This window comes from Candidatus Eisenbacteria bacterium, from assembly GCA_035712145.1.
GTDB lineage: Bacteria > Eisenbacteria > RBG-16-71-46 > RBG-16-71-46 > RBG-16-71-46 > DASTBI01.
In genome coordinates this window covers 1-21313 of the sequence record DASTBI010000131.1, presented here as the reverse complement: position 1 = coordinate 21313, position 21313 = coordinate 1, and the positions used below count along the sequence as shown (strand labels likewise).

At 68.0% G+C, this 21313-nt stretch carries 18 protein-coding genes; 10 read left to right on the top strand and 8 right to left on the bottom strand.

What is annotated here, in order from left to right; all coding sequences use genetic code 11:
- Positions 1-4: 4 nt before the first annotated feature.
- Positions 5-391, bottom strand: coding sequence for a preQ(1) synthase (gene queF / locus VFQ05_08205; GenBank protein ID HET9326739.1), 387 nt, complete (start codon positions 389-391; stop codon positions 5-7).
- Positions 392-595: 204 nt separating this feature from the next.
- Here queF and miaB point away from each other — a divergent pair, with 204 nt between their 5' ends.
- The 3 genes from miaB to VFQ05_08190 all read left to right on the top strand — a co-directional run bounded on the left by miaB (position 596) and on the right by VFQ05_08190 (position 4746).
- Positions 596-1930, top strand: coding sequence for a tRNA (N6-isopentenyl adenosine(37)-C2)-methylthiotransferase MiaB (gene miaB / locus VFQ05_08200; GenBank protein HET9326738.1), 1335 nt, complete (start codon positions 596-598; stop codon positions 1928-1930).
- A gap of 5 nt (positions 1931-1935) precedes the next feature.
- Positions 1936-4293, top strand: a complete 2358-nt coding sequence (locus VFQ05_08195) for a penicillin acylase family protein (GenBank protein HET9326737.1) — start codon at positions 1936-1938, stop codon at positions 4291-4293.
- 78 nt (positions 4294-4371) lie between these two features.
- Complete coding sequence (locus tag VFQ05_08190; GenBank protein ID HET9326736.1) at positions 4372-4746, top strand: hypothetical protein; 375 nt, start codon at positions 4372-4374, stop codon at positions 4744-4746.
- Positions 4747-4791: 45 nt separating this feature from the next.
- Here the strand turns inward: VFQ05_08190 and VFQ05_08185 are convergent, their stop codons facing one another.
- From VFQ05_08185 to VFQ05_08175, 3 genes are all read right to left on the bottom strand, one after another.
- Entirely contained in the window at positions 4792-6927 is a 2136-nt protein-coding gene (locus tag VFQ05_08185) for a dehydrogenase E1 component subunit alpha/beta (GenBank protein HET9326735.1), read from the bottom strand.
- A gap of 99 nt (positions 6928-7026) precedes the next feature.
- On the bottom strand, positions 7027-8739 hold the full coding sequence (ggt, locus tag VFQ05_08180) for a gamma-glutamyltransferase (GenBank protein HET9326734.1): 1713 nt from the start codon (positions 8737-8739) through the stop codon (positions 7027-7029).
- Between the two features lie 173 nt (positions 8740-8912).
- Positions 8913-9791 carry a PPK2 family polyphosphate kinase gene (locus VFQ05_08175; protein ID HET9326733.1) on the bottom strand — a complete coding sequence of 293 codons (879 nt, stop codon included), beginning with the start codon at positions 9789-9791 and terminating at the stop codon, positions 8913-8915.
- 98 nt (positions 9792-9889) lie between these two features.
- On the opposite strand from VFQ05_08175, the gene VFQ05_08170 reads away from it, so the two are divergent.
- On the top strand, positions 9890-11077 hold the full coding sequence (locus VFQ05_08170; GenBank protein HET9326732.1) for an acyl-CoA dehydrogenase family protein: 1188 nt from the start codon (positions 9890-9892) through the stop codon (positions 11075-11077).
- A 36-nt stretch (positions 11078-11113) separates the two neighbouring features.
- On the opposite strand, the gene VFQ05_08165 is transcribed toward VFQ05_08170, so the two are convergent.
- Positions 11114-11764: an outer membrane beta-barrel protein gene (locus VFQ05_08165; GenBank protein ID HET9326731.1), complete on the bottom strand. Its 651-nt coding sequence runs from the start codon at positions 11762-11764 to the stop codon at positions 11114-11116.
- Between the two features lie 78 nt (positions 11765-11842).
- On the opposite strand from VFQ05_08165, the gene pdxH reads away from it, so the two are divergent.
- The 6 genes from pdxH (at position 11843) to VFQ05_08135 (ending at position 18621) form a co-directional block, all read left to right on the top strand.
- Positions 11843-12451, top strand: coding sequence for a pyridoxamine 5'-phosphate oxidase (gene pdxH, locus VFQ05_08160; protein ID HET9326730.1), 609 nt, complete (start codon positions 11843-11845; stop codon positions 12449-12451).
- Positions 12448-13644: a PP2C family protein-serine/threonine phosphatase gene (locus VFQ05_08155; protein HET9326729.1), complete on the top strand. Its 1197-nt coding sequence runs from the start codon at positions 12448-12450 to the stop codon at positions 13642-13644. The genes pdxH and VFQ05_08155 overlap by 4 nt, the downstream gene beginning before the upstream one ends.
- A gap of 118 nt (positions 13645-13762) precedes the next feature.
- The gene (locus VFQ05_08150; protein HET9326728.1) at positions 13763-14845 is read left to right on the top strand and encodes a sensor histidine kinase; all 1083 of its coding nucleotides are present in this window, start codon (positions 13763-13765) and stop codon (positions 14843-14845) included.
- Between the two features lies 1 nt (position 14846).
- On the top strand, positions 14847-15647 hold the full coding sequence (locus VFQ05_08145; protein HET9326727.1) for a tetratricopeptide repeat protein: 801 nt from the start codon (positions 14847-14849) through the stop codon (positions 15645-15647).
- Positions 15644-17839 (top strand): TonB-dependent receptor, encoded by a 2196-nt coding sequence (locus tag VFQ05_08140; GenBank protein HET9326726.1) that lies wholly within the window; start codon positions 15644-15646, stop codon positions 17837-17839. The genes VFQ05_08145 and VFQ05_08140 overlap by 4 nt, the downstream gene beginning before the upstream one ends.
- Positions 17840-17850: 11 nt before the next feature.
- Positions 17851-18621, top strand: coding sequence for a LytTR family DNA-binding domain-containing protein (locus tag VFQ05_08135; protein HET9326725.1), 771 nt, complete (start codon positions 17851-17853; stop codon positions 18619-18621).
- 7 nt (positions 18622-18628) lie between these two features.
- Here the strand turns inward: VFQ05_08135 and fdhD are convergent, their stop codons facing one another.
- The 3 genes from fdhD to VFQ05_08120 form a co-directional block, all read right to left on the bottom strand.
- Positions 18629-19438, bottom strand: coding sequence for a formate dehydrogenase accessory sulfurtransferase FdhD (gene fdhD / locus VFQ05_08130; protein ID HET9326724.1), 810 nt, complete (start codon positions 19436-19438; stop codon positions 18629-18631).
- Between the two features lie 26 nt (positions 19439-19464).
- On the bottom strand, positions 19465-20202 hold the full coding sequence (gene thyX, locus VFQ05_08125; GenBank protein HET9326723.1) for an FAD-dependent thymidylate synthase: 738 nt from the start codon (positions 20200-20202) through the stop codon (positions 19465-19467).
- Positions 20203-20368: 166 nt separating this feature from the next.
- Positions 20369-21313: aminotransferase class V-fold PLP-dependent enzyme (locus VFQ05_08120; protein HET9326722.1), on the bottom strand; the 945-nt coding region annotated here is incomplete at its 5' end.

The following is a 21313-nucleotide window of genomic DNA, read 5'->3' as shown; positions in this document are numbered from 1 at the left end:
TCGCTCACCGGCCGGGGCGGCCTGCGGGTGCGGAACCGCGGGCCGCGTAGCGAGCGATCACCGTGGTGCGAATTCCGCCGCGCACATTGAACCGCCCGATCACCGTCATGCGCCTGGGCCGTGTCGCCTTCACCAGGTCGTCGAGGATCTGGTTCGTGGCCTGCTCGAAGAAGTGCCCTTCGTCACGAAACGACCAAAGGTAGAGCTTGAGCGACTTGAGCTCGATGCACGTCCGGTCGGGGACGTAGCGGACGATGATGGTGCCGAAGTCGGGCTGCCCGGTGACGGGGCACACCGCGGTGTACTCGGGGCACACGTGACGAATCACATAGTCACGGTCGGGCGTGGGGTTCTTGAAGGTCTGAAGCTTACGGCTCGGTCGCGTCGGCATGCCGGGCACTCTGAGCGAGCCGCCGCGTGGCGGTCAAGAGTAGCGTGTGTGCGATCGGAGGCGCGAGGCGCGCTCGGCTGCGCACGAACGTCCGATGGCGGTCGCAGCACATACACCTCGAGTCCGCTAGCTCAGGCACCACCCTCCGCACGCCTCCCTCCGAGTTGGCCGAGCTCCGCGCACCCGTGATACCGTCGGCGCCCCATGAAACGCGTCTTCCTCGAGACCTACGGCTGCCAGATGAACGTGGCCGACAGCGAGCTGATGGCCGGCGTGCTCGAGGACGCCGGATTCGAGCGGGTCGATCGACCCGAGGACGCCGACGCCATCCTCCTCAATACCTGCGCCATTCGCGAGCATGCCGAGCAGCGGGTCCTCGGGAGGCTCGGGGACTTTGCGCGGCTCAAGTCGCGGCGGCCCGAGCTGGTCGTGGGCGTCGCCGGGTGCATGGCCCAGCATCTCAGGTCGCGGCTGCTCGACCGTTCATCGGTGCTCGATCTGGTGGTGGGGCCCGACGGCTACCGCGCGCTGCCCGATCTGCTGCGGCGCGCCGTGGGCGAGCCCATCGCTCACGTGCGGCTCGACCGCGACGAGACCTATGGCGATCTCGAGCCGCGGCGCGGCTCGGGCGTGCGCGCCTGGGTCACCGTCCAGCGCGGCTGCGACAAGTTCTGCACCTATTGCGTCGTTCCCTTCACCCGCGGACGGGAGCGCAGTCTGCCGCTCTCGGATTTGGTCCGTCAGGTGCGCCGTGCCGTGGAGGAAGGATTCCGCGAGGTGGTGTTCCTCGGCCAGACCGTCAACTCCTATCACGACGGCACGCACGACTTCGCCGATCTGCTGCGTGCGACCGACGCCGTCGACGGTCTGCTGCGCATCCGTTACACCTCCCCGCATCCCAGCGACATGAGCGAGCGCGTGATCGCCGCCATGGCCGAATGCCCGAAGGTCATGCCCCAGGTTCACCTTCCGCTGCAGTCGGCCTCGGATTCGGTGCTCGACGCCATGCGTCGCACCTACACCTATGCCGGCTACCAGCGTGTCGTCGAGCGGCTGCGCGCGGCCATTCCCGGCCTCGCGCTCTCCACCGACATCATCGTCGGGTTCCCCGGCGAGACCGAGGAGGACTTCGAGCGCACGGCCGCCGCGATGCGCGAGATCCGCTTCGACAGCGCGTTTCTGTTCAAGTACTCGACGCGTCCCGGAACCAAGGCCCACGCCTGGCCGGAGACGGTCTCCGAGATCGACAAAGGCCGCCGCCTCACGGCGCTGATCGATCAGCAACAGCGAATCTCGGGAGCGGCGAACGACGCGATGATCGGACAGGATGTCGAAGTGCTGGTCGAGGGCCGTGCGCGCCGCAACGACAGGCAGCTCCACGGCAAGAGCCCCCACTTCAAGACCGTGGTGTTCGAGAACGACGGAACACCCATCGGAGCCCTGCGGCGGGTTCGCGTCGTGGCGGCCACTCCGCTCACCCTCGTGGGTCGTCCGTCATCAGGCGTCGTCGCGGGGCCGCCGCTCGTCACCATCTCCTGAGCGCCGTGCGGACCGGGTTCTTCGCACTGCTTCTCTTCCTCGCCGTCTCACCCCCCGTCCTGGCGGCTGACCGCGACACCGTGCTGAGCATTTCCGCTCTGCAACGGCCGGTGTCCCTCACCACCGACCTCTACGGCACGCCTCACCTGCGCGCGAGCAATCTGAGCGACCTCTACTTCGCGTGGGGGTTCGTGACCGCGCGCGACCGGCTGTGGCAGATGGAGCATGGGCGCCGGGCGGCGAGCGGGACGCTCTGGCAGTGGTTCGGCAACCGCTCGCTCCGCGCCGATGGCGGCGCTCAGCTCTTCGAGCTGGCGACGCGCGCACGCCGGGCATGGAACCAGGACCGCTCGGATCCTGGCGTGCGCTTGGCACTCGAGCGCTACGCCGAGGGCGTCAATGCCTACCTCGATCTGTGCCGGAAGGGCGTGCGCCCATGGCCGGCGGAGTTCATCAAGCTGGGACAACGTCCGCTCGACTGGAATGCGCACGACACGTATCTCTTCCTCCTGGCGCAGGGAGTCCTTCTCGATCTGACCGTGCCCGAGATCGCGGAAGCGGAGACGCTGCGCGCGCGAGGCCCTTCGTGGTTCGAGCGGCGGCGGCGATTCGAGACGGAGTGGATGTTCTCCACGATTCCCGACAGCGTCGCGGTGCGGCTCTACGGAAGGCCTTCTCGCCGGCGGCTCCCAGGCGGGGCGTCCCCCGAGGGCACGTCCACGGGATGGCGCCCCACCCGGCTGCCGTTCGAGACCGCACGTGATCCCGAGCTCGGCGCGAGCAACGTGTTCGCGGTGGGCCCGGCGCGCAGCGCGACGCGCGCTCCCCTGCTGGCCAACGATGTCCACCTGAGCCTGACTGCTCCCGGCGCCTTCCACGCGGTTCACGTGACGGTCCCGGATACGCTCGACGCCGCCGGCGGCTGCGTCCCCGGCCTCCCGATCATCGTGAGCGGCCGCAACCGGGATGCCGCATGGGGAATCACTTCGCTCGGCGCCGACGTGCTCGACGTCTATGCCGACACCCTCTCGGCCGACGGACGCTCGGTGCGCTGGCGGGGCAACTGGACGCCGATCCGTGAAGAGGATTACACGATGCGCTTCCGGGCGGTCGGTATTCCGCTCCCGACCTTCGGACAGAAGCGCCGCTATACGCCGCATGGGCCGGTGCTCGTGTACGACCGCAAGCGAAGGCTCGCCCTCTCGATGCGCTGGACCGCGCTCGAGGGAAACTCCACCCTGCGCCGGCTGATCGGCCTGGAGCGCTCGCGCACCACCGCGGAGATCGGCGCCAGGGTGCGCACGATCGTGACCCCGACGCTCAACGTCATGGCGGCCGACCGGCAGGGCCATGTGCTCTACCAGACGGTGGGCGCCGTCCCGCGCCGCCGCTTCGATCCCGGCTACGGGGTGTTGCCGAGCGATGGCCGGCACGAGTGGACGGGCATCATCCCCGCCGACTCGATGCCCGCGTGGGACGTGCCGAGAGCCGGATTCGCGGCCAACGGAAACAACCTCCCGATCGGCTCGCCCTATCCCGACGATCTCCCGCGTTTCGACTGGATCCATGACCGCGCCGCGCGCATGTCGGCCCGCCTCGCGGGCGATCCTGAGATCACCGTCGACGACATGCGGAGCATCCAGAACGACGTCGTCTCGCGCGCCGCGCAGAGACTCGTTCCGCGGCTATTGAGGTGCGCCGATGCGATGACCTCCGCGCGGTCCGACACGGTTCGCGCGGCGCTCGACACGCTGCGCGCCTGGGATGGCGCGTGCCGCCGCGATCGCATCGCGCCGACCATCTTCCGGGCATGGTTCGGCACCTTCCTGCGCCGCTCGAACCTCGCCGACGCGCCCGGGTTGGCGGTCGCGGCGCTCGACGGACGAGCGCCGGACGCCCTGCGGGATCCGCGAACCGGGGCGGCCGAGGCGGCGCCGCGCGCTGCGTTCGAAGCCCTGGTGCAGGCGCTGCGCGAGCTGAAGCTCAAGCTCGGGCCCGACCTTTCGACCTGGACCTGGCACCGCGCGCATCGAGCACGCTTCGCTCACGCGCTCGCCTGGCGCGATTCCAGCCTCACCCCGCCGACGATCGCGATCGACGGTGACAACAGCACCCCGTGCGTGGGGCCTTCGCGGCTTCCCGGGGATGTGCACGTGGTGTTCGGGCCGAGCTGGCGGCACGTCGTCGACCTCGCGGCGGACTCTTCGTGGGCGGTCATCCCTCCGGGCAACACCGGCTCGCCGGATCACCAGCGGGACCAGCTCCAGCGGTGGGCGAGCCACCGCTACGTCCCGCTGCATCTGGATCCTGCCCGAGTCGCGGCGGTGAAGGAGAGCCAGTGGCGGCTGGAGCCTGCGCGGTAGAGTTGCACGGATTCCGGCGCTAATATCTCCCCCGATCAACCCGCGCGTTTCCCAGTTCCCAAGGAAGGTGCTCAGCCGATGAACGCACTGCTTCTCTCGGTCGGATTGGGCATTTCATGCGTCGTGCTCAGCTATATCCCCGCATGTGAGCTCGCACCTCCCAAGGTCAGCTCCGTCTACGTCGGCGACGGAGCCCCCCGAGCGCGCAGTCGGACCAGCTCCGTGGATGTGTTCCTGCGCGGCGACGTCCCGAGGCGGCGCTATGCCGTCGTCGGCTACGTTCAGGTGCTCACACGAAGCCGAAATGCGAGCTTGAACGACACGATCGCCCGCGCGAAGGCCGAAGCACGACGCCTGGGAGGAGACGCGATCGTCGACGTGTGGCCCCGAGCCGTTCCGGGGGACACGCGAGGCAGACTCCTGACCGCCGAAGTCGCGAGGTGGATTGGATGAACGGCCCGCGGGCGGCGTCCGCGGATCCCTGCTCGGTCTTCCCGGCTAGAACGCCGAGATTTCGCGGATCGCCTTCAGGACGTCGTCCTTCTGGGGAAGGATGTAGTCCTCGCAGATCGGGGAGTACGCCACCATCGTGTCGATCGCCGCGACGCGCTTGACCGGAGCGTCCAGGTCCATGAAGCAGCGGTCCGCGATCAGCGCCGCGACCTCGCCCCCGTAGCCGCAGAACATCGTGTCCTCGTGGGCCACGATGACCCGGCCGGTCTTCTTCACGGAGCGCGCCACGCTCTCGAAGTCGAGCGGCGACAGCGTGCGCAGGTCGAGGATCTCGACCTCCAGCCCTTCTTCCGCCGCCTCGATCGCGGCCAGCACCGAGCGCTGCACCAGCGCGCCGTAGGTCACGATGGTCACGTCGCTGCCCTCCCGCACCAGGCGTGCCTTTCCGAACGGGACCGTGTAGTCCGCACCGGGGTACGGCGACTTGGCGTAGGGCTGGCGATACAGGTGCTTGTGCTCGAGGAACAGCACCGGATCCTCGGAGCGCAGCGCGGTGCGCATGAGACCATTCGCGTCCTGGGCGGTGCTCGGGATCACCACGCGCAGGCCCGGCGAGTGCGTGAACAGGCTCTCCCCACACTGGCTGTGGTACGGCGCGCCGCCGGCGAGGTAGCCGCCGTAGGCGACGCGGATGATCACCGGCGCTGAGAAGGCGTTGTTCGAGCGCCAGCGCAGGTTCGATAGCTCGTTACGGATCTGCATCATCGCCGGCCAGATGTAGTCGAAGAACTGGATCTCCACCACCGGCCGGAATCCCAGCGTGGCCATCCCGATGGCCCGGCCCACGATGTTGGCCTCGGCGAGCGGCGAGTTGTAGACGCGCTTCCCGCCATAGAGCTTCTGCAGGCCCCAGGTGACGCCGAACACGCCGCCCTTGCCCTTGGTCTCCCCCAGCACCTGCTCGTAGGAGGCGTCGGCCACGTCCTCGCCGAACAGCACGATGCGCGGGTTCCGCGCCATCTCGTCGCGCAGGCAGTAGTTGATGAGCTGGAGCATCGTCTCGCTGGAAGGCGTCGCCTCCGGTTTCGGCTCGACCTCGAATCGCGAGGACGTCGGATCGATGTCGGGCGAGTACACGTAGCGCGTCACCGTCTCGGGCGCGGGCTGGGGGTGCTGCTGCGCCTCTTCGGCGGCACGGCGCACCTCGGTCTGCACTTCCTGCTGCAGCTTCTCGAGACCCGCCTCGTCGAGGAAGCCTTCCTCGACCAGGAAGCGCGCGTAGTTCGTCAGACAGTCCTTCTGGCTCTCGGCTTCGCGCTCGGCCGGCGGCCGGTACTTGCTCTCGTCATCCGACATCGAATGTGAATAGGGGCGCGTCACCAGCGCGCGCACGAACGCCGGGCCCTTGCGGGCGCGGCAGTGCGCGATCGCTTCCTTGAGCACGCCGTAGCACTCGACCGGGTCGCAGCCGTTGATCTCCCCCACCCAGAAGAGATTCGGGAAGTTCTTCACGAGCGTGGCGACGTTGCCGCCCGCGGTCTGAACCGAGACCGGAACGGAGATGGCGTAGCCGTTGTCCTCGACCAGGAAGAGCACCGGGAGCTTCAGATTGCAGGCGGTGTTCATCGCCTCCCAGAACTCGCCCTCGCTGGTGGCGCCGTCGCCGGTGGTGACCAGCACCACCTCGTCGCCATGGGCCTTGCCCGAGAGCTCGGGCGCAGAGGGCTCGAGGTCCTTGTACTTCACGATCGCCTCGGCGGCGCCTACGGCCTGCAGGAACTGGGTGCCGGTCGGGCTCGACTGGGACACGATGTTCAGCTTCTGGTGCCCCCAGTGGCTCGGCATCTGGCGCCCGCCCGAGTTGGGATCGTCGGCGGCGGCGAACGCCGAGAGGAACATCTCCTTGGGCGTCATCCCGAGCTGCAGACAGAGCGCCCGGTCCCGGTAGTAGGGGTAGAACCAGTCGTAGCCCGGCTTGAGCAGCTTGGCTGCCGCGACCAGCACGCCTTCGTGCCCGGCCCCTGAGATCTGGAAGAAGATCAGGTTCAGCTTCTTGAGCCGGATCTCCTCGTCGTCGGTCCGCCGCGACGTGAACATGGTGCGGTAGAGACCGACCAGGTCTTCGCGGCTCAATCCGTGGAAGCGCGCGGAGGTGCCTGCAGACGTACGGGTGGCCGCCATGGGAGCCCTCTGGAGGTAGAAAGGAAGAAGCGCGATGAGGTTACTCGACCGACCGCCGTGGGTTCAACCGAATGGCGGCACGGCGGCGCGGCCTCGCTCTCAATACCCCAGCGCGCAGCCGTCCTTGCGCTTCTCGGTGGCTCCCGAGTAGGTCCCGGTCTTGGGGTCCCGCCAGATCGCCTGGTATCCGCCGTACGCGCCCACGGCTTCGGGCTCGAGCCTGTGGCCGCGCCGTTTCAGCTCGTCGAGCACCGACTGCGGCAAGCCATCCTCGATGTGCAGGATGCCGCCGTCGGTCATCGTGGTCCCCGTCGGCTCGCTCGAGTCGGTGTGGTGGAAGCGGATCGCATCACCGGCTTCCTGGAGGTTCATGCCGAAGTCGAACAGGTTCACGATCACCTGCGCGTGTCCCTGAGGCTGCATGTCGCCACCCATCAATCCGAAGGCCATGACGGGCTCGCCGTTCCTGGTGACGAAGGCGGGAATGATGGTCTGGAACGGCCGCTTGCCGGGCTCGAGCCGGTTGGGATGGCCGGTCTTGAGGCTGAAGCATCCCCCACGGTTTTGAAGTCCGAATCCGGTTTCGGGCACCACGTAGCCCGAGCCGAATCCCGTGTAGTTGCTCTGGATCAGCGACACCATCATGCCGTCCTTGTCCGCGGTGCACAGATACGTGGTGCCGCCCTTGCTGATCGCGGCGAGATCCCCCGGGGCGTCGGTGAGCGCGGCCTTCTTCATGTCGATCGCCACGGCGCGCCGCTTCGCATAGTCCTTCGACAGCAGCTCCTCGACCGGCACCTTCGCGAACGCGGGATCGGCGTAGTAGCGCGCGCGGTCGGCGAACGCGATCTTCTTGGCCTCCACGAAGAGGTGCCAGAAGTCGGCGGACTCGCGGCCCATGGCCTTGAGGTCGTAGCCCTCGATCAGATTCAGCAGCTGGAGCGCGGCGAGACCCTGGCTGTTCGGCGGCAGCTCCCACACCGAATAGCCGCGATAGTCGGTGGAGATCGGTGCGTCCCAGGTCGAGCGATGGCGGGCGAAGTCCTCCATCGCGAAGAACCCGCCGTGCGCCTTCGAGTAGCGCACCAGCGCTTCCGCGATCGGCCCCTTGTAGTAGGCGTCGCGGCCCTTCTCGCTCAGCACGCGCAGCGTCCTGGCCAGCGCCGCATTCTTGAAGATCTCGCCCTCGGCCGGCGTGCGGCCGTTGGGCATGAACACCTCCTTGAATCCCGGCTTCTCTCCGAATCGCTTCACGCTCGACGCCCAGTTCTCGGAGATCACCGGCGAGACCGGGAACCCTTCCTCGGCGAAGCGGATCGCCGGCTCGAGCACGCGCTTCATCGGCAGCTTGCCGTACTTGGCATGTAGCTCGAACCAGCCGTCTGCGCATCCGGGCACGGTCCACGAGTAGGGCGTGTGGAGAGGGATGGTGCCGTCGGGCTCGGGCGGCACCTTTTCCGCGGTGAGCGCGAGCGGCGCCCGACCCGAGGCGTTGAGGCCCACCAGCTTCTTCGTCTTCGGATCCCACACGATCGCGAACAGATCGCCGCCGAGGCCGTTCGCCGTCGGTTCCATGAGTCCAAGGCAGGCGTTGACCGCAATCGCCGCGTCCACCGCCGTGCCACCGGCCTTGAGCACGTCGAGTCCCGCCTGCACCGCCAGCGGCTGCGCCGCGCACACCATGCCGTGCCGCGCGTACACCACCGACCGCGTGGCGACGCCGCGACCGGATTGGGAGATTCCGGCGGACGTCAGGCCCACGATGAGGATGCCGGCGGCGCAAGCACGCGCGCCTGAGACCGAGAACGGCATGGGAGGTTCTCCTTGGAACCCGTGAAGGTCACGGAGCGAATCCCCGAACGACGGTGACGAACGTTGAGGTGGGCCGCATCGGTCCTCTTCGCGAGGCTGGGAGCGTACACCGGCCCGCGAGACCCGGCAATCGATGGAGGTCATCGTGAAGCGAGCGGTCGTGTTCTTCTCCTCTAGCCTTTGTCCTTGCGCAGCAGCTTCCTCATGCGCTCGAGCTCGGAACGCTCCTCGCGCGATGGTTTCGGGAATGCCGGTTCGAGCGCCTGCAGCGTTTCGACCAGGATCTCGGCCACGCACATGCGCATGTAGTCCTTGTCATCGGCCGGGATGGCGTACCACGGAGCCCACGGCCTCGAGGTCTCACGAAGAACCTCCTGATAGGCCGCCATGTACTGGTCCCAGTGCTGGCGCTCCTCGACGTCGGCCGTATGGAACTTCCAGTGCTTGGTGGCTTCCTCGATGCGGGACAGAAAGCGACGCCGCTGTTCCTCCTTCGAGACGTTGAGCCAGAACTTGAGGACCACCGTCCCGTTTCGGGTCAGGTGTTGCTCGTGCTCACGGATCGACTCGAAGCGCTCCTTCCACAACCGGTCGAGCGTCGGCAGGTTCGGCAGGCGCTGCGGCTCGAGGAACTCGGGATGGATGCGCACGACGAGCACTTCCTCGTAGTAGCTGCGGTTGAAGATCGCCATCTCGCCCTTCTCGGGAAGGTGGATGGCCGTGCGCCACAGGAAGTCGTGCTGCAGCTCGTAATTGTTGGGAGCCTTGAACGAATGCACCTCGACCCCCGCGGGGTTGATTCCGCTCATGACGGCCTTGATCGTGCCGTCCTTCCCTGCCGCGTCCATGGCCTGAAAAACCAGCAGCATGGCGCAGCGGTTCTCGGCGTGAAATTTCTGCTGGAGGTCGCGCATCGTCTCCACCGCCTGCGCGAGACGGACGCGGCAGCGCTTGGCCGATGGGGCTCCCTTGGGCGGCCGGGTCGGGGACTTCGAAACTCGGAACGACCCATCGAACGGGACCCGGTACCGACTCTTCGGGGCGTAATGCATCGAGACCTCCGCCAAGACATGTGAGCCTACTCACGATATACTCCGCTGCCTTTTCCAACAACGAGCCCGACCACGACGCGAGTCCCGAGGACTGAACGATGCCCCGCTTCACCGGCGTGGATTTCTACGAAGTCGACACGCTGCTCACCGAGGACGAACGACAGATCCGCGACCACGTCCGCGACTGGGTGGAGGATCGCTATCTCCCGCTGATCGAGGAGGCGTACGAGAAGGCCTGCTTCCCGCGCGACGTCATTCCCGAGGTCGCGGAGATGGGCCTGCTCGGCGCGAGCCTGCCGGAGAAGTACGGCTGCGCCGGGGTCTCTCCCACCGCCTACGGTCTGGCGATGCAGGAGCTCGAGCGCGGCGATTCAGGCTTGCGTTCGTTCGCCTCGGTTCAAGGCTCCCTGGTGATGTATCCGATCTACGCCTACGGCAGCGAGGAGCAGCGCATGAAGTGGCTGCCGAAGATGGCCCAGGGCGAGGTCATCGGCTGCTTCGGTCTCACCGAGCCCGATCATGGCTCCGATCCGGGCGGCATGATCACTCACGCCAGGAAGGTCGACGGCGGATACATCCTGAATGGCGCCAAGATGTGGATCACCAATGGCACGCTCTCGCAGGTCGCGATCGTGTGGGCCAAGCTGCGCGACCCCGCGAAGGAGCGCGACGTGATTCGCGGCTTCATCGTCGAGACCAGCTCGAAAGGATTCTCCGCGCCGGAGCAGAAGCGCAAGCACAGCCTGCGAGCTTCGGTGACCAGCGAGCTGATCCTGCAGGACGTGTTCGTGCCGGAGGAAGGACTGCTGCCCAACGTCGAGGGGTTGAAGGGCCCGCTGGGCTGCCTGACTCAGGCGCGTTTCGGGATCGCGTTCGGCGTGATCGGCGCCGCGATGGCCTGCTTCCACGCCGCGGCCGAATATTCGAAGAGCCGGATCATGTTCGGCAAGCCGATCGGTGGCTTCCAGCTGGTTCAGGCGGAGCTGGCCGACATGCTCACCGAGATCACCAAAGCGCAGCTCCTCTGCGTGCAGCTCGGTCGCATGAAGGAGCGGGGCACCGCGAAGCCGGAGCAGGTGTCGCTGGCCAAGCGCAACAACTGCGAGATCGCGCTCGACATCGCCCGGCGGGCTCGCGATCTGCTCGGCGCCAACGGCATCACCGCCGAGTATCCGGTCATGCGCCACATGTGCAACCTGGAGTCGGTGAAGACCTACGAAGGCACGCACAACATCCACACGCTCGTGCTGGGTGAGGCCGTGACGGGTCTGTCGGCGTATCGCTGACCTTACGGACCCAGCGTCCGGTCACAGCACTTAGCACTAGGGAATCGTGAACCGAACGACGCCCTTGACCCCGAGATACTGGAGCGAAGAGATGCCGAGATCGTCTTCCTCGTCCTCGGCCACGAGGTGGTAGTCCACATCCACGCCCACGCCCCACATGGCATTCAGGGCGTACAGAGCCCCGGCGCCGAACCGTATGCCGAACCCCGACTGCGCTTCGGTCTCGCCGGTGAGCGTCGTGGGAACGCCACTCAGGAGATACGTCTCTTCGTACTCTTCCTTCGTCCTGTAGCTGCCAATCCCTAGAAGCCCGTGATAGCGCAGCGGACCCGAGCCGGGCAGCGTCGCTCGCGCATGCACTCCGAACTGGACGGTGGTGAACTTGTCCGAGTCGAGCGTGTAGCGGTCCCCGCCCCCGAGATCGATGCTGGTGCCTTCGGCGCCATGAGGATTCTTCACGTAGCCGAGGTCGACTCCGAGGGCCCACACGCCATCGAGGTGATACAGGACGTCAAAGCCGAACTGATATCCGAGTCCGGCTTGGGTGAGCCCGGCCGAGGCGAAGTCGCCGGTCGGCAGCCCCATGCCGCCGAAGCCGCCGAGCGACCATCCGCCCGCCGACGCCGCGGCGGCCCACGTCAGAGCGATCGTCATCGCCGCCGGAACCGTGAGGATACCTCGCTTCATCCACCCCTCCTCGATCGCACCGCAGGCTACGGGGGTGCGTTCGCGAGTGTCAACGAGTGCGGTTAGAATGCCGCGCCCATGGCCGTTCGATCCAAGCCGGAGCTGTCCACCACCACGCAACCCTGGCGCGCCCTCGCCTCGCTGCTGCGCCGTGCGCGCCGCGCCGGTCACTCCGATCCCGTCGCCATGGCGCTCGCCACCGCGGGGCGCTCTGGGCGGCCCACGGTCCGCATGGTGCTGCTGAGGGGGCTCGACGCGCGCGGACTGCTCTTCTTCACCAACTACGGCAGCCGCAAAGGCCGGGACCTGGCGCAGCGGCCGCGGGCGTCGGTCGTCTTTCATTGGCCGGAGATCGAGCGCCAGGTGCGTGTCGAGGGGCCTGTGGAGCGACTCTCGGCGCGGGAGTCGGATGACTATTTCGCGTCGCGCCCGCGCGAGGCGCGCCTGGCGGCATGGTCATCGGATCAGAGCAAACCGCTGCGGAGCCGTGCCACGCTGATCCAGCGCTACCGCTCGATGGAGAAGCGGTTCAAGGGCATCGACGTGCCCCGGCCGCCCTACTGGGGCGGCTTCCTCCTGGTTCCCGACGCCTACGAGTTCTGGGCCGCCAGGCCTCATCGCCTCCACGATCGCGTGCGCCTGGCCAAGCACGCGGGCCGCTGGCGTCGCGAACTCCTCGCTCCATGAGCCGCAAGCCCACGCCTCCCACCGCCGGCCGCGACTTCGTCCGCCTGCTGTGGCAGCAGCCGCTGGTGGCGATCCCGTTCGCGATCTTCTTCTCGGTGCTCTTCGGCGGCTTCCCGCGCGCCATCTGGGGCTCTTTCCAGATCTCGCTCGTGTTCTCCGGCGTGATCGGCGTCGTGATCTGGGCGGTGCGCTGGTTCGTGCTCAAGAACCACGTAGGACTCGACCACTGGTGGAAAGCGGCCGCCTGGTACAGCGTCGGCTCGACCAGCGCGTCGCTGCTCTCGGCGCTCATCATCCACTACACGTTCCGTCCCGGATTCCTTGGCAGCGGCTCGGACGTGGTGCTGATCCTCATGTTCGCGCTCCTCTTCGGCGCGCTGTTCATGGGCATCGGAATGGCCATGTCGTTCTACAAGGACGCGGTGGAGCGCGTGAAGTCCGACCAGGAGCTGAACCTGGCCCGGCGAATTCAGCGCTCGTTCCTGATGGAGAGCTTCCCGCGCCGCCCGCGGATCGAGATCCACGCCACCAACGTCTCTTCACGCCATGTGAGCGGCGATTTCTACGACGTCGTCCCGGTCGCCGACGAAGGCCTGCTGCTGGCGGTGGCGGACGTCTCCGGCAAGGGCGTGCCGGCCGCGCTCCTGTCGTCGATGCTCCAGGCCTCGGTGCGCACGCAGGCGGGATCGGAGCCCTCGGTGTCGGCGATGATGGGCAAGATCAACGCGCTGGTCTGCCAGCGCGTCGCCACCGGCCAGTTCGCCACCTTCTTCCTGGCGTGGATCGACGAGCGCCGCATGCGCCTCCTCTACACCAACGCCGGCCACAATCAGCCGATCCATCTCGGCGGGTTCGGACGCCGGCTGCTGGACGTTGGCGGCACCGTGGTCGGGATGCTCGAGGGACTGACCTGGGACCAGGCCGAGCTGCCGCTCCAGCCGGGGGATCGCCTGGTGCTCTACACCGACGGCGTCACCGAGGCGATGAACGAGAGCGGCGACATGTTCGGCGAAGAGCGGCTCTATGAGCTCATCGACCGGTTGTCGCCTGCCCTCTCGGCCGAGGGCATCGTCGACGGCGTGCTCGAAGGGCTGCGCGACTTTCTCGGTGATCTCGAGGCGGGAGACGACGTGACCGTCATGGCCGTGCGGGTTCTGGATCCGGCCACGGCCACGGACGGCGCCAAGTCCTAGTCTCCGTCGAAGCCCCCGGTTTCCACCGTTCGCCCTGGTCCCGCGACCATTCATCCGGTCCGCGGTATCGGGATCGGCTCCTCGCGCGTAGCTTGTGGGCGAAAGGAGAGCCGAGCCCATGACCCACGATACGATCCGCCAGACCGCGTGGAAGGTACTGCCGCACCTGATCTGGCGTCAGCCGCTGTGGGCGATCCCGTTCGCGCTCTTCTTCGGAACCCTCTACGGCGCGAACGCGGAATCGTACCGCCAGGCGTTCGGGTTCTCGGTGATCTTCGCCTACACGGTCGGCCTCTCGATGTGGGCCACCCGCTTCTTCGTGCTGCCGAGGCTGCCGCATCACCCGGGCGCCCAGGAGCCCAAAGCGCTGTGGATCGGCGTGGCCTACGCCGTGATGGGCATGGTCGGCACCTACGCGGGCGGGCTGATCGTCCACTTCACGGTCGGCCGTGGCTTCCTCGGCGATCTGCGCGGCGTGCTGGCCACCGGCATGTTCGGCCTCCTGTTCATCACGCTCTTCAGCGGCATCCGCTTCGCGATGGCGTATCACGCGCTGGCGCTTTCGCGTGCGCGCGCCATGGAGCGGACGCGGGCCGAGCTGGCCCAGGCGGAGCTGCGGGCCCTGCGCGCCCAGATCCACCCGCACTTCCTCTTCAATACGCTCAACTCGATCGCCTCGCTCATCGCCTCCAATCCTCGGGCCGCCGAGGACGTCACCACGCGACTCGCCGATCTCTTCCGCTACACGCTGCGCGCCTCGGAGCGCGAGCACTCGACGCTCGGCGCGGAGCTGGAGTTCCTGCGCGCCTACCTGGCCATCGAGAGCGTGCGCTTCGGCGACCGCCTGCGGCTCGAGGAAGCGATCGAGCCCGGACTGGAGTCACTGCCGGTGCCGAGCCTGCTGCTGCAGCCCCTGGTCGAGAACGCGGTGCGCTACGGCGTGGGATCGCGATCCGAAGGAGGCCTGGTGCGCATGACGGCGCGTCGCAACGGCGACCGTCTGTTCCTGGAAGTGGCCGACGATGGTCCGGGTCTCGACGGCAGCCGTCCCGTGAGCGGCACCGGCTTCGGGCTCCACGCGGTACGCGAAAGGCTGAGGGCCGCGGGCTATCCCGATGCACTGGAGATCGACACGGGTCCAGGCCAGGGCACGCGCGTCCGGGTCACCCTTCCCATCCCCACCGAGCGAAAGGAGTCCTGAGATGCGCTCTCTGGCCATGCTGACCATCACCGCGATGCTGTTCGTCACCCCGGTCTTCGCGTATTCGCGTGACGAAGTTGCCGCCATCAAGCAGAAGCTCCAGCACGGCGTCGATCACACCGACCTCGCCGAGGTGCTCGAAGCGAGATCCCGCTTCCAGGCTCTCGCCGGACTCGAGCCGAAGGCCTCACTGCTCCCCTACTGGGTCGCGGTCGCCGACTGGCGGGCGAGCGGCATGCTCCTCAATGGACCCAAGCCGGATCGCGAGCGGGCGAGGCGCCACTGCGATGCCGGCATCGCCGCCGCCACCCGGGCGCTCGAGCTGGATCCGAAGTTCGCGGGCGCCCTGGCCGTCAAAGCCGGGCTGACCGGCCTTTCCACGCGCTTCGTCGACCCCGCCTCAGTGATCTCCCTTGGGGCGCAGATCGAGGAAGATCTCTCGCGCGCCCATGCCCTGGGGGAGGATGATCCTCGGGTGAGCCTCTTCGACGGTATCAATACCCTTCACAAACCCGCGTTCGTGGGCGGCGGCCCCCGGCCCGCGCTCGCCAGGCTCGAGCGCGCGATCGAGCAGTTTGGCGCCGAGCATGTCACCGACGCCGCCGCGCCCGACTGGGGCCGGGATGACGCGTACTTGTGGGCAGGCCGCGCGTCGATGCAGATCGAGGACTACGCCTCCGCTCGCGCCTACTTCACCCAGGCGCTCGCGATCAATCCCGAGAACGGCTGGGTGCGCTCCTCGCTGCTGCCCCAAGCCGAGAGCGCCCTGGCCACCGCCTCGCCCGCGAAAGGCGAGCCTTGATCCCCAGGTTCCTGCTGGCGGCGGCGCTCGCCGTGATCGCTTGCGCCGGAGTGGCATCGGCCGTCCCGCTCACGGGGCAGGTCGTGGACCGCGCCGGCAAGCCGGTGGAGTTCGCCAACCTCGTGGTCGCGGCGCAGAAGCGCGGCACCGTCACCGACGAGCAGGGCCGCTTCGAGATCGACCTGCCGCCCGGCCGGCACGCGATCGAGGTCGCCCAGCTCGGCTACCGGCGACTGCTCGTCGAGGTCGAAGCCGGCACTCCCCTGACGCTCGTGCTCGAGGACGAGCCGGTGCCGATCGGCGAAGTCACGGTCACCGCGTCGACCTTCGGCAAGAGCGGCAAGTTCGAAGGCGCGGTGGTGCGGCGCGGCGACGTGATCAGCACGCCCGGCGGCGCGGCCGACATCTTCCAGTCCCTGCGCGCACTCCCCGGGATCAACGCGCCCAACGAAGGCGCCGCGGTCTACGTGCGGGGCGGACATCCACGCGAGACGCTGATCCGCGTGGATGGCGTGGAGGTCGGGCATCCCTACCATTACGAAGGCGCTTCGGGGGGCCTCTTCTCCACGGTCGACAGCTACATGCTGAAGAGCGCCCTGTTCAGCAGTGGCGGCTTCGGCGCTCGTTATGGCGGCGTGCTCTCCGGCGTCCTCGACATCGAGACGCAGGATCCGCTGAACCTCCGGACCGTCTCGGTAGGCGCCAACCTGGCGGGCGGAACCGCGGCCACGAGCTGGGCGCTGATCCCCGACAAGCTCTCGTTCGTCGGCAGCGTGAACCACAGCGTTCCGGCGCTGCTGTTCAAGCTCTATGGCTCGGCCAGCGACTACGAGACGGCGCCTTCCAGCAGCAACGGCTTCGCCAAGCTGATCCACCGCTACTCGCCGACCGGACGGATCACCGCGAGCTACCTCGAGGCGCACGACCACGTGGGGCTGGTGGCCAGCCATCTGAACGCGGCCTATCTCTACGACGACGTCATGGCCAACCATGTCGGCACGCTCGAGGTCCGCGACGTCCTGGCAGGCCGCATGGCGTGGCGGGGCCTGGTGTCTCGACAGAGCTACGACAAGCGCTGGAGCTATGGCCCGTTCGGCGCCGGGCAGAGTGAGCGGACCACCCAGGCCAATCTCGACTTCGACTGGCCGGTGTCGACCCGAGCCGAAGTGTCCTTCGGGCTGAACGCGCGCCGTCGCGCCACCGAGATCGTCGGCGATTTCCCGGCGGACAGCATGGACGTCCAACCCGGCGCCCCGATCCGCCATCAGGTCACGCGTCCGACGCTCTTCTATCCAGGAGTGTACGCCGAGGGCCGATTCCGCCTGTGGGGACCGGTGTACGCCACGCTGGGGGGCCGCGCCGACCACCTCTCGCGTCCGGACCGCTGGACCACGGATCCGCGCGCGGCCCTGGCGTGGCTCATCGGAACTCATCAGACGGTGCGCGTCGCGGCGGGCCGCTACCATCAGCCCGCTGATCCCGAGCACCTGAATCCCGTCTACGGGAACCCCGATCTCGGACCGCTCCGCGCCGATCACCTGATCGCCGGCTACGAATGGCGGTCGGAATTCGGCAACATGCGCGTCGAAGGCTACCGAAAGGTCTACCACGGCCTCGTGACCCAGGATTCGGTCACCTTCTACTCCAATCGCGGGCATGGCTACGCGCGTGGCATCGATGCCTTCGTTCAAGGCACGTATCGAGCGCTCAGCGGCTGGGTCTCCTACGGCTACCTCGACACGCGGCGCAAGGAGCTCGACGACCCCGAGGAAGTCCCCGCCGCCTACGGTGTGCGGCATACGCTGTCGCTCGTCTCGCAGCTCCGCGCCACGCGGTCGATCACGGTCGGGGCCCGCTATACCTTCAGCAGCGGGCGTCCGTTCACGCCGGTGCTCGCCGCCACCTACGACGCGAAGCGCGGCGTGTGGCATCCGGTCTACGGCGATCGCCACTCGGCGCGTTTTCCCGACTATCAGCGGCTGGACGTGCGGCTCACCAAGCTGTTCTCCATCCCCGCCGGCGCCGGCCTTCCGGCGAGCGGGGTGTGCGCGTTCTACATCGAAGGCCTCAACGTGCTCGGCGTCCGCAACGTGCTCGACTATGTCTACTCGCCCGACTACTCGATCCGCTACCGCACGGACTCGTACTTCAGCCGTGCCATGCCGGTGGCCGGGTTCACGCTCTCGTGGTAAGGGCTTCGCCCATGGCTGCCGGGCCGCTGAACATCCTGATCGTCGACGACGAGTCGCTGGCGCGTGAGCGCACGCGGCGCATGCTGGCCGATCTTCCCGGCGTGGTGGTGTCGGGCGAGGCCGCCTCCGCGGAGGAGGCCCGGCGGCGCATCGCGGAGCTCGAGCCCGACCTCCTGCTGCTCGACATCCAGATGCCGGGCGAGGACGGTTTCGCGCTGCTCCAGAGTCTGGAGCGGCGACCGGCGATCATCTTCGTCACCGCGTTCGACCACTACGCGGTGCGCGCCTTCGAGGAGAACGCGGTCGACTACCTGCTCAAGCCGTTCCGCCGTGAGCGGCTCGAACGGGCGCTGGATCGCGCGCGCCAGGATCTCGCCCGCCCGGAGGATCTGGCGGGCCGACTCGAGGGACTCCTCGCATCGATGGGTCGCGGCGGCGCCGACGAGTCGCTCGATCGCCTCACCGTCCGGCTGGGCCAGAAGCAGCTGATCCTCAAGACCAGCGAGATCGTGTGGTTCGGCGCCGAGGAGAAGCTCGTGTTCGCCGCCATCCCCGGCCACCGCCACTACATCAACTTCACGCTCGACCAGCTCGAGCGGCGACTGGACCCCCGGCGCTTCGCCCGGATCCACCGCGGCGTGATCGTGAACCTCGATTGGGCCGCGGCCCTACGGCCTGGATTCGCAGGGACTTATCGCCTGCAACTCAAGGACGAAGCGAAGACCGAGCTGCCGGTCGCCAGAGCACGCGCCCGTGCGCTCCGCGAGCGGCTCGGCGCCTAGCAGGCTGCTAGCGAAGACGCTCGCGTCCGGAGTAGACGTTCATGCGGCCTTCACGCAGGAATCCCACCAGCGTCATGGCCGCGCTCTCGGCCAGCTCGATGGCCAGCGAGGATGGCGCGCCGACCGCGGCGAGCACCGGGATCCTCGCGCGAGCCGCCTTGAGCACGATCTCGGCGCCCGCCCGTCCGCTCACCCAGAGGACCCCGGTGTCGGCGGGATGGCGTCCCTGTTCCAGCAACCAACCCGCCACCTTATCCACAGCGTTGTGCCGGCCGACGTCCTCTCGCAACACCTGAGGCTCGAGGCGCATGTCGCAGTAGGCCGCGGCGTGAAGACCGCCGGTCGCCGCGAAAGCGGCCTGGCGTTCGCGGAGCCTCGAAGGGAGCCCGGCGAGCGCACCGGCGGCGAGCGGCTCCCCGGCGGCGAGCGGCCGCAGACCCGCCCGCAGCGAGTCGAGGTGCGCGCGGCCGCAGAGCCCACAGGCTGCGGTCGCGGCGAAGTGGCGCTCGAACCGGGTCCAATCGATCGACACGTGAGGCGCGAGCGTGATGTCGAGCCGGTCGGGCTCGTCCGAGCAGCTCGCGGCGACCTCCGAGAGCCGGGCGACATCGCTCCGCCGGGTGAGCAATCCTTCGCTCGCCAGGAATCCCAGCCCCAGCTCGGCGTCGTGACCAGGCGTGCGCAGGGTCACCGAGAGCGGCTGATCATTGATGCGGATCTCGAGCGCGCGCTCCACCGCCACCGCGTCCTCGACGCTCTCGAGTCCGCGCTCGGATAGCCGGGCGACCGTCCGTCGGATCACCAGAGGCGTGGACATGAGTTCGGCGCGCCCGAGCGCGAAGGTCAGACCTTCGGATGCTCCGTGAAGGTCACGACCGTTCCGTCGGCCAGCGTCTTGAGCTGGTAGTCGGCGAACAGGTTGGGCGCCTCGGCCTGCATGAGCTTGAGCATCTCGACCGCCACTTTGCGGATCTCGATGTCGGCGTGCTCGCTGCCGCGCAGCTCGATGAAGTGACGCAGGGCGCGCGCGTTTCCGGTCATGAAGATCTTGGTCTCGGTGGCGTTGGGCAGCACCGAGCGCGCCGCCTGCCGCGCCAGCTTGCGCCGCAGCGTGGCCTCGGGCACGTGCGCGTAGCGCTTCTGCAGGCCCTCGACCAGCCGGTCGTAGGCCTGGCGGGTCGCTTCGACCGCTTCGCTCCACACCTGATGGAGCTCGGGATCCTCGGCGATCACGTCGGGCTCGACGAAGGCGGAGTCGGACTCGTTCACGTAGCGCTGCGAGAGCTGGGAATACGAGAAGTGCCGGTGCCGGATCAGCTCGTGCGTGAAGGAGCGCGATACGCTGGTGACGACGAAGCTCCAGACCGCGTGCTCGAGCACGGAGCCGTGCCCGACCTCGACGATATGGCCGACGAACTCGCGGTTGGTCTTGCGGCCCTTGCCGTAGCTCATGTAGCAGACCCGGCCCGCCATCTCGGCCAGCGCCTCGGCGCCGACTTCGGTGTCGGTCTGCCAGGTGACCTCGTGGTCGCCCAGGAAGTCCTCGATCTTCTGCGCATCGACCACCTGCCGGCCGACCAAGTAGACCTTCGGCTCGCGGACGATCTTGAGCCGGGTGCTTTCCGTCACCGTTGTCGCCTCCATGGGGGTCTCCTGGTGGTTGTCGAACGTTGGAATCGGAGGGGTTGGCCTCGCCCTTCGGCGGCCGTGGACCGGCACTCTATCACGCGCGCCGGGAGGAGGCGGACTATGCGCAAAGCACCCGCTCGACCTCGTCGCGCACCATCTTCAGGACCAGGTCGACTTCGTCTTCCCGTGTGTAGAAGTGCGGCGCCAGCCGGATCCCGACCCCAGGCCGGAAGTCGAGCATGACGTCGGCCTTCAGCAGCGCCTGGCATACGCGTTCGGCGTGGGGCACGTCGAGCACCACGGTGCCGCCGCGCCGCGCAGGCTCGCGCGGCGACCCCAGGGCAAAGCCCATCTCGTCGGCCCAGCCAATCATGCGCTCGGTGAGCCGCAACGACTTCTCGCGAATTCTCTCGACTCCGATCTCGGCCACGATCTCGGCGCCGGGCTGCGCCGCGAGCACCGAAGGAATCGACGGCGTGCCGGTCTGGAACCGGCGTGACCCTTCGCTCCAGCGCATCGCGCCTTTGTCGAAGTCGAAAGGCCGCTCGTGCGCCATCCATCCGGTGAGGGCCGGGCGTAGCTCCAGCCGCGGGCTCGCGTACAGATAGCCGACGCCGGGGCCCCCGCACAGCCACTTGATGGTGCCCCCCGCCAGCAGATCCACGCCGATCGAGCCGACGTCGACCGGGACCACGCCGATCGCCTGGTAGGCGTCGAGCATCACCAACGCCCCCACGTCGTGAGCTCGCCGCACGATGGGTGCGACATCCAGCACCTGGCTGTTGCGGAACAGGACCTGCGATACCGCGACCACCGCGGTCCGCTCGTCGATGGCCGCAAGGACATCCTGCTCCTCGATCGCATGACGGTCCCGCGCCGGGATGCGAACCACGTCGACGCCGCGCCGAGTCAGCCCTTCGTAGAGATAGAGCATCGACGGGAAGTCTTGGTCCGTGCACACCAGCCGATTCCGCGGCGGCGTGAAGTCGAGCGCCGAGAGCGCGACCGCCTGAGCCATCGTGGTATTGGGATGGATCGAGACCTCGCCGGGCTCGGCGTGGAG

Coding starts and splice junctions, on each gene's coding strand:
- queF (HET9326739.1), bottom strand. CDS start 391: ATGCCGACGCGACCGAGCCGTAAGCTTCAGACCTTCAAGAACCCCACG.
- miaB (HET9326738.1), top strand. CDS start 596: ATGAAACGCGTCTTCCTCGAGACCTACGGCTGCCAGATGAACGTGGCC.
- VFQ05_08190 (HET9326736.1), top strand. CDS start 4,372: ATGAACGCACTGCTTCTCTCGGTCGGATTGGGCATTTCATGCGTCGTG.
- VFQ05_08185 (HET9326735.1), bottom strand. CDS start 6,927: ATGGCGGCCACCCGTACGTCTGCAGGCACCTCCGCGCGCTTCCACGGA.
- ggt (HET9326734.1), bottom strand. CDS start 8,739: ATGCCGTTCTCGGTCTCAGGCGCGCGTGCTTGCGCCGCCGGCATCCTC.
- VFQ05_08175 (HET9326733.1), bottom strand. CDS start 9,791: ATGCATTACGCCCCGAAGAGTCGGTACCGGGTCCCGTTCGATGGGTCG.
- VFQ05_08170 (HET9326732.1), top strand. CDS start 9,890: ATGCCCCGCTTCACCGGCGTGGATTTCTACGAAGTCGACACGCTGCTC.
- VFQ05_08165 (HET9326731.1), bottom strand. CDS start 11,764: ATGAAGCGAGGTATCCTCACGGTTCCGGCGGCGATGACGATCGCTCTG.
- pdxH (HET9326730.1), top strand. CDS start 11,843: ATGGCCGTTCGATCCAAGCCGGAGCTGTCCACCACCACGCAACCCTGG.
- VFQ05_08155 (HET9326729.1), top strand. CDS start 12,448: ATGAGCCGCAAGCCCACGCCTCCCACCGCCGGCCGCGACTTCGTCCGC.
- VFQ05_08150 (HET9326728.1), top strand. CDS start 13,763: ATGACCCACGATACGATCCGCCAGACCGCGTGGAAGGTACTGCCGCAC.
- VFQ05_08145 (HET9326727.1), top strand. CDS start 14,847: ATGCGCTCTCTGGCCATGCTGACCATCACCGCGATGCTGTTCGTCACC.
- VFQ05_08135 (HET9326725.1), top strand. CDS start 17,851: ATGGCTGCCGGGCCGCTGAACATCCTGATCGTCGACGACGAGTCGCTG.
- fdhD (HET9326724.1), bottom strand. CDS start 19,438: ATGTCCACGCCTCTGGTGATCCGACGGACGGTCGCCCGGCTATCCGAG.